An 11679-nucleotide genomic window follows, 5' to 3' on the forward strand; every position below is an offset into this window, starting at 1 on the left:
GGCCTGATCTTACTGCCCGCTGGCGGTCGCCCCGAGCGTGGCCCATTCGCGGATCGCGTCGTTGAAGGCGCGTTCGCCGTCCGGGCCCTTCTGGAGGGTCAGGAGCGCGCGGCGGCCGTTGCGATAGGCGATCGGGATATCGATCCAGTTGCGGCTGCGCAGGAGTTCGATGTTGGTCGAGCGGGCGTCCGGGAAATCGTTGAGCGCGATCATGTGGAAGTCGTCGGTGATCTTGGCGGGCACCGCGATCAGCGCGTTGCCGCGATCCTGCTCGCTCGACTTCATGGCGATACGCTGCACGCTTTCGATCGCGCCGCCTTCGAAATCCGGCGGCACGGCGAAAACGATTTCGACCAGATGGCTCGCAGGCAGGGACGGGTCGGTATTGCGCTTGAAGGTCATCAGGGCCGTCAGCCCCCTGCCCGGCACGTTGATCCGGCCCTGGACGACCGGTTCCTGCCGGCCGTTCGCACCTGCCTCGCGCTGCAGCGACCAGGAGACGGAGCCATCGATGGCCGTCGGCGCGGTCTGGCCGATCCGTTCCTCGTAGAGGAAGATCTTCTGGCCGGCGAGTGCCGGCGCATCCGCCGGGTTCGCCGAAGGCGTGCCGGCGGGCGGTACGGCGGCATTCGGCGCCGGCACAACCGGCGGCGTCTGGGCCGGCACCGGCGCCGCATTGGCGCTGCCGTTCGGAGCGCGCGGGGGCGCAGCCGGGGCGTTCGGAGCGGGCGCCTGCTGCGCCGCAGGGTTGGCGGGCGGAGCGTTGAGCTGCGCCACCGACTGACCTTCGGCATTCTGCGCCAGGCCGGCGGTGACACCCGGTCCCGCATCGACCTCGCTGCCGTCTGCCATCAGCCGCTGCGTGAATTTGCTTCCGGCCGCCGATCCGTCCGCCGCGCGGGGCGCGCCAGGCGCCGGCGTGTTGGCCGCACCGTTCTGAGACGGCGTCGCCGGGGTGGAAGGCGTCGAAGGAGTGCGGTTGGGCTGCGGTGTGGAGGGTGCGGGCGCCGGTGCCTGCTGTGCCGTCTGGCTGGCCGGCAGGCTCGACTGAATAAGGCCGTCGACCATGTCGTTCAGCGAGTCGCGGTTCATCCAGATCGCATAACCGCCGCCGCCGACGAGAACGAGGCCGACGATCGCCAGGACGATCCCGGCATAATTGCGCTTGCGCACCGGGGTGACCCGATAGGGCCTCGCCGGCGCATGCATCAGGTCGTCCGCATCGGCATCCGTGTGAAGCGTGCTGCGCGCACCGCCCGAAGAGGACTGCGCATCCTTGTTGAAGCCGATCAGTTCCTCGAGATCGCCCCAGGGATCGCTGTCTGCCGGTTTGGCGGGCGCAGCGGCAGCCGCCTTGGGCTGCTGCTGGTCGAGATATTCCGCAAAGGGATCGATAGTGGCAGCAGCCGCTACGGCCCCTTCCGCTGCCGTCGCGCCCGGTTGCTGCCCGAGCTCGGGAAGATCGGCGACGGGAGGCATGCGGACGGTATCGGCCGCCACATGGGTCTCCGCGTCGAAATGCGCGTCGACGGGAGCGGGTGTGGCGCCATGCCCATGATCGCCGTGCCCATGATCGATGGGCACGACCGGGCCGGCCGTGACGAGTTCCGGCACGTCGTTCCATGCAATGGCCGCGACCGCCTCCTGGCTCTGCGTCGCAGGCTCGGACTGTGCCGGCACTTCCCAGCCCCAATCCTCTTCAACCTGCCTGGCTGGCTCGGTCGCCGAGGGGGGCTCCGGCGGCTGATAGGCCTCGACCGGCTGCTCGACCTCGAACCGTTCCTCGACGGGATGCTGGCCTTCGAAGGGATGCGGCTCGTTGTGCCACTCTTGCACAGGCTCGGGAGCCGCCTGCTGGACGGGCTGCTCGCCGCGCGTCGGATACGGGAAATCATCCTCCGCCGTTTCGCTCTCGACTACCGGAGCCGCGGCAGGCTCGGCAGCCACGGGCTCGGCATGGACCGGTTCCGGCACAACCGGCTCCGACGCCGGCATGGGTACCGCTGTCGGGAACTCGATCCGGCTTTCATCGAAAGCCTGCGAAGGCTCCGGCACCTGTTCGGGGTGATGGTAAGGTGCCGGCTCTTCCGACGGCACATCGTCCCGCCAGTCGCCATATTGCTGGACGGCAGGCTCCTCGTGACCGGCAGTCTCGGCTACCGCTTCTTCCTCATGGAGGACAGCCGGCTCGGAGACCGGCGGCTCGACATGGACAGGCTCCTGTTCGACGGGCTCAGGCCCGGCGGGCTCGGCATGAACGACGGCCGGTGCCGGCTCTTCATAGCCGTCCTCGTAGAAGACGGGCCGCTCCCCTTGAGCGACCGGTGCCGATTCGGCTTCGGCCTCCCCGGCAGCGGGTTGCTCATCGCGGTATTCGGAGGCCTGTTCTGTTTCTTCGACGTGGTGCTCGGCCGACACTTCGCCGGTCGGCTGGCCATCGAAGGCGGCCGCCTCGTCGGCTACCGCCTCCAGCGCTTCGGCATGTTCACTCTCGACATCGACGATCGCGGCTTCGAGCTTCTCCAACTGCCGCCGCAGCATGTCTTCAGGCGGACGCGGCTTCATGTTCTCGAGTTGCCGCTGCACGGCGCCACGAGCTTTGTCATAGACCTTCGCACGCATCTCCGGCGTATTGTTCGCCAGACCGTCAACGGCGCGGCGGATCACCGCTACAAAATCAGCCATCAGCACTTTCTCATGTAAGCCGGCCCGAAGGCCGGCCGAATGGTAATCAATTCTTGACTTTAATCTTCAAACGGGTCGGTCACAAGTATGGTGTCGTCCCGCTCCGGGCTGGTGGAAAGTAGGGCAACCGGCGCGCCGATCAATTCCTCCACCTGGCGGACATATTTGATTGCCTGGGCCGGCAGGTCCGCCCAGGAGCGAGCCCCGACGGTCGATTCCTTCCAGCCTTCGAGCGTGACGTAGATCGGCTCGACACGAGCCTGGGCGCCCTGGCTGGCGGGAAGGTGATCGATCTGCTGGCCGTCGAGCTTGTAGCCAACGCAGATCTTCAGTTCGTCGAGGCCGTCCAGCACGTCGAGCTTGGTGAGGGCGATGCCGGTAATGCCGTTGGTGGCGACCGACTGGCGCACCAGTGCCGCGTCGAACCAGCCGCAACGGCGCTTGCGGCCCGTCACGGTGCCGAATTCATGGCCCCTCTCGCCAAGGAACTGGCCGATCTCGTCCTTGAGCTCTGTCGGGAACGGGCCTTCGCCGACGCGAGTCGTGTAGGCCTTGGTGATGCCGAGGATGTAGCCGAGCGCGCCCGGGCCCATGCCGGAACCGGCGGCCGCCTGGCCGGCGACCGTGTTCGACGAGGTGACGAACGGATAGGTGCCGTGGTCGATATCGAGCAACGAGCCTTGCGCGCCTTCGAACAGGATGCGCGCGCCCTTGCGGCGCTGCTTGTCGAGCAGTTCCCAGACGGTTTCGCGGAAGGGCAATACGCGGTCGGCGATCGAGGTCAGTTCCTGCATGATTGCCTCGTGCGAGACTTCATTCTCGCCGAGGCCGCGGCGCAGGGCATTGTGATGGGTAAGGATGCGATCCACCTTGCCCGGCAGCGTTTCGAGATCGGCGAGGTCCATGACGCGGATGGCGCGGCGGCCGACCTTATCCTCATAGGCCGGGCCGATGCCGCGGCGGGTCGTGCCGATCTTGGTGCCGCTGTTGGAGGCGGCATCCTCGCGCATGCCGTCGAGTTCGCGGTGCAGCGACAGAATCAGCGTAGCGTTATCGGCAACGCGCAGGTTCTCCGGGGTCACCTTGACGCCCTGGGCGCCGAGCTTCTCGATTTCCGCCAAAAGCGCATGCGGATCGAGCACGACGCCATTGCCGATCACGGCGATCTTGCCGGGACGGACAATGCCCGAAGGCAGCAGCGAGAGCTTGTAGCTGACACCGTCGATGACGAGCGTATGGCCCGCATTGTGACCGCCCTGGAAACGCACCACGACATCGGCACGTTCGGAAAGCCAATCGACAATCTTGCCCTTGCCTTCGTCACCCCATTGCGAACCAACCACGACTACGTTCGTCATCTGCGTTTCCTGTATTGCGGGCAAAGCCCCACGCGACCACACGCGCACCTTCCGTAGATCAATATTGATATACGGTCGATGCGCCAATTTGATTTTACATGCACTGCCTTTGGCGGAGAGAACTCGTCAAGGGCACTGCAAACGGCCGCATCTATAAAGCCTCGGCCGACGGAAAGCGACCTGTTTGTCACTCAGCCATGGTTTTTACGTGACAAAAGCGTGAACCGCACGCTATTTCCCCGCCGCCACCCCTGAAATCGCGGCCATATTCCGGCTCCGGAGACCGTTTTGCATAAAAAGGCATATCTTTCGCTCGTCATTGCTACCCTGGCCTGGGGCGGCAATGCGGTAGCGGGCAAGCTCGCCGTCGGCCATGTCAGTCCGATGATGCTCACTTTCTGGCGCTGGTTTTTCGCCGTCGCCATCATCTTCGCCATCTCCGTGCCGCAGCTCGTCAAGGACTGGCCGGTCGTCAGGAAGAACCTGCCGATTCTCCTGTTCCTCGGCGTCGTCGGTTATGTCGTCTTCAATGCGGCGCTCTATACGGCCGTCAACTACACGACGGCGATCAACGTGACGGTCGAGCAGGCAGTCATCCCGGTGCTGATCTTCATCATCAACTTCGTCCTGTTCCGGATGAAGGTGTCCTGGGCCCAGATCCTCGGCTTTACCCTGACGCTTCTCGGCGGCGTGCTTACCGCCGTCCACGGGGATCTCGGCGCGTTGGTGACGCTCACCGTCAATTCCGGCGACGCCATCATGATGATCGCGGTCGTCGCCTATGCGGTCTATACGGTGGCGCTCAGATGGCGCCCCAGGATCGATTGGCGCACGCTGATGGCGATCCCCGCCTTCTTCGCGATGATCTTCTCCCTGCCGCTGGTATTCTGGGAATATTCGAACGACCGGCTGGTCTGGCCCGACACCGAAGGCTGGATCGTGGTGCTTTATACCGGCATCTTCGCCTCGCTGATCGCGCAGGTGCTCTACATCAAGGGCGTCGAGCAGATCGGTGCCAACCGCGCCGGACTGTTCATTAACCTCGTGCCGGTATTCGGCACGCTGCTGTCGGTCGCCATCATCGGCGAGCGCCTGCAGTTCTTCCACATCGCCGCGCTGGTACTGGCCCTCGGCGGCATCGCCATCGCCGAATGGGGAAAACCCCGCACAGCCTGACGGCGCCTCCCGAAAACGGAAACCGCCGGCCCGTTCAAAACGGGCCGGCGGTCCAGAAATCCTTGACCGATGGAATCCCGCCGCCTGATAAGGAGGCGGGAAGGCCGGCCGGCAGATGCGTCCTCAGCTGGCCATCGCCAGCCTTGCGGGTGCGAACGACCGCTGGTCGCGCGCGTTCTGCCGGCTTACTTCGAAGCGCGCCAGCAGTTCCGAAAGACGGCTGCTTTCCTGCGCGAGGGACGCGCCGGCCGCATTCATTTCCTCGACCATCGCCGCATTCTGCTGGGTCATCTGGTCCATATGGTTCACGGACGTATTGATTTCCGACAGACCGGAGGCCTGCTCGCTCGCGGCAATGGCGATCGCTTCCATGTGCTGGTTGACCGCAGCGACAAGCTGCGCGATCTCCCTGAGGCCTTCGCCCGTATCGTTGACGAGAACGACGCCCTGGGTGACGGCGGCCTCGGAATTGCCGATCAGGGTCTTGATCTCCTTGGCGGCCTTGGCAGAGCGCTGCGCCAGTTCGCGGACTTCCTGGGCGACAACCGCAAATCCCTTGCCCGCCTCTCCGGCGCGGGCGGCTTCGACGCCTGCATTGAGGGCAAGCAGGTTGGTCTGGAAGGCGATCTCGTCGATGACGCCGATGATCTGGCTGATCTGGTTGGACGCCATCTCGATCTTCTGCATCGCGTTGACCGCGTTGGAAACGACGGTGCTCGAATTCTGAGCGCGGGAGCTTGCATCGCGGACGATTTCCCGCGCCTCGCTCGCTCTTTCCGAGGTCTGCTTCACATTGGTCGTCACCTCTTCGAGCGCCGCCGCCGTCTGCTCCAGCGATGCGGCCTGCTGTTCCGTCCGCTTCGAAAGCTGGTCGGAAGCGGTCGAGATTTCGTCGCTGCCGCTGCGGACGCCCTGGGCGGTCCGGTTCACGCCTTCGAGCGCGTTCCGCAACTGGCGGACCGAGCTGTTGAAGTCATGACGCAGGGATTCGAACTGCTCGGAGAACTCCCTGTCGATCTCGCACAGCAGATCGCCGGCAGCAAGGCGCTGCAGGCCATAGGCGAGCTCGGACGTGGCCTGGGTCAGACGCTCCTCGGCTTCGGCTTCCGCCCTGCGCTGGAACTCGACGCGTTCGGCCTCGGCCGCCTTGCGGGAGTGTTCGGCGTCCGCCTCGAGCTGGCGGTTCTGCTGCGCCGCTTCGCGGAAGATTTCCACTGCGCGCGCCATGTCGCCGATCTCGTCGCTGCGGCCGGCACCCGGGATCTCGACGGAAAGCTCGCCGCCGGCCAGCGTGCGCATCACACCCGTCAACCGGCTGATCGGATTGGCGATCCGCACAATGACGGTGTAGATACCGAGAAGCGAGAGCGCAAAGGCGATGACGGTCGCAACGCTGTAGATGGTGATCGACCGCGTCGCGGAAGCAACCTCTTCGGCCGTCAGCCTCGTCATCTCGTCGAGGGCGGCGGAGGCCAGATCGGCGACCGAACCCTGCGCCGGCGCGGCGGGCTTGCGCCAGTCGTCGACCGCCATGTCAAAGGGCTTGCCGGCCTGGAACGCCTTCAGGGCAGCGTTGCGCTGATCGGCATAAGGTCCTGCAAAATATGTGGTTTGCGCTGTCCGGTAGAGCGTCTTGATCTTGTCCGGGGTCGTCTCCGCGTTGGAAAGCTGGGTGATGACGTCCCATGCGGTCGCCACACGCGCATCCTGAACCGCGATTTCCGTCAGCTTGTCGGCGGCAAGCGGCTGCTTGGCGATCAGGGCGTTGACGAAGGTGGAGTTGGCGGTGCCGAGCTGCGTGCGCGCCGTCCAGGCAAGCGAGCGTATCTGGGTGAACATGATCATCCCCGGCCCGCGCGCATTGATGGTGGCTTCCACCTGGTTGGCGACCTTTTCGAGATCGGCCAGCATCGTGTCGGCGAGTGCGAGCACGTTCTTGCCGAGCGCCGGATCACGATCCTTGACGGCCTGGGTCAGCGCCATGTCGATATTGGCGCGGTAGCCGGCCCACTGCGTATAGGCGCTCAGAACGGGGGAAATTGCGCCGCGCAGGCTCGCCGGCTCGATGTCGGCCGCCAGGCTCTTCACGCCCGAAAAGGCCTTGTCCATCGACTCGCGGCCGGTATCCATGTTCTTGCGGCTGGACGCGACCTCCGCAGGCTCGAGCTTGATGGCCGAGGATATGCCGCCGCGTTCGCCGCGCAGGCCGATCAGCGCGTTGAACAGCGCTTCATCGAGTTGAGCCAATTCCGAGAGCCGGGTGGAATTTTGATAGCGGCCGATTTCCTGAGACAGCATCCGGGACATCAGACCCAGTATGCCCAGGCTTAGGACGACGAACGCCAGTATCAAAGTATGCTTGATTGAAATCCGCACCTGCATCACTCCTTATTTAAAACACTCGCCGCTCGGTTTGCGGGCAATCAGCAATTCGGACAATCGCTTAACCACCCGGCAGCTTCTCTCGACTTGGACGGAGAGATAATACAACCTCGTATAAAACATTAAATATTCGATTAAATACAAGGCGTTCCGCAAGACTCTGGAATCGTTTCCGCAACTTGAGCATCACATCCCCCGCATGGCGAAAGCCCGCCTCCCGAAAGAGGGTGGCGGGCCGGTCCGTCGTGCTGCAACGGACGGGAGCGAGGAGAGCCGCTCCGGATTAGATAAGATGACTGGTAGGAATGATCATACCACGCCCGCTGGTCGGGCGGCGCACCTGATCGCGGGACATGTCGATCATCGCGCCATCATGGCCGAGGATCATCTTGCCGCCGCCGGTCGCAATCGCCAGCACCCGTTCGATGCGGCCTTCCCCGCTGACCGCGTATTCGATCCGCAGGACCGCTGGCGGCCAGCCGAGCGAGATCAGGTGATCGCGCTTGAGGTCGGCGCAATCGATGCAGGCATTGGCGCGGATCTTCGCGAAAGGCACGCCGGTCACCGTATCGAAATAGCTGTCGAGCTCGGACATCGCACCGTTGACCGCGGAATTCACCCTGAGCAATTCGCGGCGCTCGGAAAATGTCAGCGTCGCCGGCATGCCGGTCATCGCGCCGTCATGGCGCTCCACGGCCACGTTTTCGGACAGCGCGCGGGCGAAACCGCCGACGCCCGCTGCCCGTGATTCCTTGCCGACGATGAGCGCCGTCAGGACGATGGCGGAAATGATGAGCTTCTTGATCATGGCTCTGCACCCTGTTTCTTCGGACGGCTTGGATGCCGTTTCTTGAATGAGCCCACGCTAGCCGAACGGCATTTCGGGGCGCTTAAACCGATAGATGCAATTTTAGCGAAATCAGCTTTTTTTCCCGAATTGACACGCGGGGCCATAAGGTGCGCACTCAAAAAGGCAGCGGCGCAGGCGGAAATTGATGCTTTTCGAGACGTGCCCGATCTCCTAACCCTCGAAAACCGGACGCACAAAGGCAGGACAGCATGGGCAAGCCATTTTACTGGAACGAACTCAACACACTCGATTTCGCCGGCCTTTCCCCCGACAAGACCATCGCCATCCTGCCGATCGCCTCGACCGAGCAGCACGGCCCGCACCTGCCGATCGCGACCGACGTGGCAATCGCCAACGGCATGCTGGCCGAACTGAAGGCCCAGCGCCCCGAAGACCTCGATTTCCTCGTGCTTCCCACCCAGGAGATCGGCAAGGCGAACGAACATGTCTACGGCCCCGGCTCGCTATCCTTCGGCCCGGAAATCCTCATCCCCGCCTGGACCGCGATCGGCGCCAAGGTGGCGGAGGCCGGTGTCAGGAAGCTCGTATTCGTCAATTCGCATGGCGGCAATGTCGACATCATGAGCATTGTCGGCCGTGAACTGCGCGTCCGCTACAAGATGGCCGTGATCGGCACCCAATGGGGCCGTTTCGGCCATCCGCCCGGCCTGATCAGCGACCACGAACAGAAATACGGCATCCATGGCGGCGAAGTGGAAACCTCGCTGATGCTGCATTTCCGCCCCGAACTGGTGCGCATGGACAAGGCGCAGAACTTCGTCTCCAAGGCGGAAAGCCGCTCGAAATACATGCAGCCCGCCCCGCCGCACGTATTGTCCTGGCTGGCGCACGACCTGAACCCCAACGGCGTCGTCGGCGACGCCTCGAAGGGCACCGCCGAAAAGGGCGCGATCATCTGCCGCCATCAGGTCGCCGGCTTCATCGAGATGCTGCGCGAGTTCGAAACCTTCGCGCTCGACGAACTCTATTCCGGCTAACCGTCGTCGCGCTACGCGTCCCGGCCGTGCGGCTGGGGCGGCAGATGGCCCTTGGCCTGCAGTTCGGCCACCATGGCCGCCAGTTCCGACAGCAGGAACTCCACGAACAGGCTGGTCGCCGTGTCGAGCGTGGTACGCGCCCGGGCGAAAAGCTTCATCGGCTGGTGGCGGGCATGCGGATTGGCGATAGGCCGGAAGATCAGCTCGCCGCTTCGGCACTCCGGCAGCACGTCGAGCGGATTGAGCAGCGTCAGCCCCGTGCCGGCCCTGACCAGCTTCTTGAGCATTTCCGAGGCATTGCTTTCCACCAGCGGCTCCACCGCGACAGACAGCGGCGAAAGCGCCAGGTTGATGACGTTGCGCAGGCTGGTTCCGGGCTGCGCAAGCACAAGCGGTTCCTGCACGACGTCCGCGAGGTCGACAGGCCCCTCTTCCGCCGCCAGCCGATGCCCCGGCGGCATCACCACCCCGATCGGTATGTCGAAATTGGCAAGCGTGCGGATGCCGGGCGTCGCCGGGATATTGAAGCCGAGCCCGAAATCGACCTCTCCGTTGATGACCGGCTGCATCGTGTTCGACGGCCCGTCATTGCGCAAATGCACACGCACGCGCGGATGCTGCGCCACGAAACGGGCGATGATGTCCGGCAGCGGCCCCGCCGCGAGCCCGACGGTCGAAACCAGCGTGACCTTGCCGGCCTGCGGCATCTTGAGCCCGCGGATGCGCGCTTCCATCCGCTCATAGGTCTTCAGCACCTCGCGGATATGCTCGATGCAGAGCTCTCCGGCCGCCGTCAGCTTCAGCCCGCGCGGCATGCGCTCGAAGATCGGCGCCCCCAGTTCCTCCTCCAGCGCCAGGATCTGCCGGTTGATCGCCGACGATGCGACGTTCAGCCGGGCGGCTGCCTTGCGGATCGAGCCGCAACGGGCGATCTCGTCGATATATTGAAGTTTTCGCGAATGCAGCATTTCAACCAGACCCCGATTGCATATTTTTTGATCATGCACCACAATTTGGCAGATGAAAATTCGACCGCTGCCGTAAAGGCATCAATGTGGACGAAATTTGATGCTTTTCAAAGAGCGACGCAACCTTACAAATGCTCATCATAAGCTGCTCTCACGATGCCGCACGGTTTAACAGGGGAACAAAGCGACATGCCCAAATCATTGACGATAAAGAGTTTTCTGGCGGCTCTCGGCCTCTCGGCGGCAGCATTTGCCGCCCAGCCGGCTGCAGCCCTCGACGAAGTCTCCTATGGCACCAACTGGCTCGCGCAGGCGGAGCACGGCGGCTTCTACCAGGCGGTCGCCGACGGTACCTATGAAAAGCATGGCCTCAAGGTGAAGATCGTCCAGGGCGGCCCGAACGCCGCCAACCGCGCGCTTCTGATCGCCGGCAAGGTCGATTTCTACATGGGCGGCCCGCTCGGCGACATGGACGCCGTCAAGCAGGGCATTCCGCTGGTCAGCGTCGCCTCGATCTTCCAGAAGGACCCGCAGGTCCTGCTCGCTCACCCCGATGCCGGCGTCGAGACATTCGCGGACCTCGCCAAGATGAAGACCATCTTCATGGGCAAGGAAGGCTACACCACCTATTTCGAGTGGATGAAGAAGAACTTCAAAGGCTTCCGGGACGACCAGTTCAAGCCCTACACGTTCAACCCGGCTCCTTTCATCGCCGACAAGGCCTCCGCCCAGCAGGGTTACCTGACCTCCGAACCCTATGAGATCGGCAAGCAGGCTGGCTGGACGCCGAAAGTGTTCCTGATTGCCGACGCCGGCTATGGCCCCTATTCGACGATGATCACCACCACGCAACAGATGATCGACAAGAAGTCGGACGTCGTGCAGCGTTTCGTCGACGCCTCGCTCGAGGGCTGGTACACTTACCTCTATGGTGACAACAAGGCCGCCAACGATCTGATCAAGAAGGACAATCCGGAAATGACGGATGGCCAGATCGCCTATTCCATCGCCAAGATGAAGGAATATGGCATCGTGGTGTCCGGCGACGCCGAGACCAAGGGCATCGGCTGCATCACCGACGAACGCTACAAGAAGTTCTTCGATTCGATGGTCTCGATCGGCGTCGAGCCGGCCGACCTCGATTACAAGAAGGCCTATTCGACCAAGTTCGTCTGCAAGGGCGTCGGCATGGCGTTGAAGAAGTAGTGTGACCTGAGCTTCTCCCTTTGCCCCTCACCCTAACCCTCTCCCCGCTCGCGGGG

At 63.6% G+C, this 11679-nt stretch carries 8 protein-coding genes; 3 read left to right on the forward strand and 5 right to left on the reverse strand.

Annotated features, from left to right (window positions below; genetic code table 11):
* Positions 1–9: 9 nt before the first annotated feature.
* Both J2X76_RS09935 and J2X76_RS09940 read right to left on the reverse strand, forming a co-directional pair.
* Positions 10–2685 (reverse strand): hypothetical protein, encoded by a 2676-nt coding sequence (locus J2X76_RS09935; protein WP_310215466.1) that lies wholly within the window; start codon positions 2683–2685, stop codon positions 10–12.
* Between the two features lie 59 nt (positions 2686–2744).
* A complete protein-coding gene (locus J2X76_RS09940) occupies positions 2745–4043 on the reverse strand; it encodes an adenylosuccinate synthase (RefSeq protein ID WP_310215469.1) in 1299 nt (432 codons plus the stop codon).
* A gap of 288 nt (positions 4044–4331) precedes the next feature.
* Between J2X76_RS09940 and J2X76_RS09945 the strand changes: the two genes are divergently transcribed.
* The gene (locus J2X76_RS09945; protein WP_113126525.1) at positions 4332–5219 is read left to right on the forward strand and encodes a DMT family transporter; all 888 of its coding nucleotides are present in this window, start codon (positions 4332–4334) and stop codon (positions 5217–5219) included.
* 123 nt (positions 5220–5342) lie between these two features.
* Here the strand turns inward: J2X76_RS09945 and J2X76_RS09950 are convergent, their stop codons facing one another.
* Positions 5343–7517 (reverse strand): methyl-accepting chemotaxis protein, encoded by a 2175-nt coding sequence (locus J2X76_RS09950; protein ID WP_310215473.1) that lies wholly within the window; start codon positions 7515–7517, stop codon positions 5343–5345.
* A gap of 367 nt (positions 7518–7884) precedes the next feature.
* Positions 7885–8409: a transglutaminase-like cysteine peptidase gene (locus J2X76_RS09955; RefSeq protein WP_310215475.1), complete on the reverse strand. Its 525-nt coding sequence runs from the start codon at positions 8407–8409 to the stop codon at positions 7885–7887.
* Between the two features lie 251 nt (positions 8410–8660).
* Here J2X76_RS09955 and J2X76_RS09960 point away from each other — a divergent pair, with 251 nt between their 5' ends.
* The gene (locus J2X76_RS09960; protein ID WP_310215479.1) at positions 8661–9449 is read left to right on the forward strand and encodes a creatininase family protein; all 789 of its coding nucleotides are present in this window, start codon (positions 8661–8663) and stop codon (positions 9447–9449) included.
* A gap of 11 nt (positions 9450–9460) precedes the next feature.
* On the opposite strand, the gene J2X76_RS09965 is transcribed toward J2X76_RS09960, so the two are convergent.
* Positions 9461–10417, reverse strand: a complete 957-nt coding sequence (locus J2X76_RS09965; RefSeq protein WP_310215482.1) for a LysR family transcriptional regulator — start codon at positions 10415–10417, stop codon at positions 9461–9463.
* Between the two features lie 189 nt (positions 10418–10606).
* On the opposite strand from J2X76_RS09965, the gene J2X76_RS09970 reads away from it, so the two are divergent.
* On the forward strand, positions 10607–11623 hold the full coding sequence (locus tag J2X76_RS09970; RefSeq protein ID WP_113126521.1) for an ABC transporter substrate-binding protein: 1017 nt from the start codon (positions 10607–10609) through the stop codon (positions 11621–11623).
* The last annotated feature ends 56 nt before the right edge of the window (positions 11624–11679 follow it).

This window comes from Neorhizobium sp. 2083, from assembly GCF_031455615.1.
Taxonomy (GTDB): domain Bacteria; phylum Pseudomonadota; class Alphaproteobacteria; order Rhizobiales; family Rhizobiaceae; genus Neorhizobium.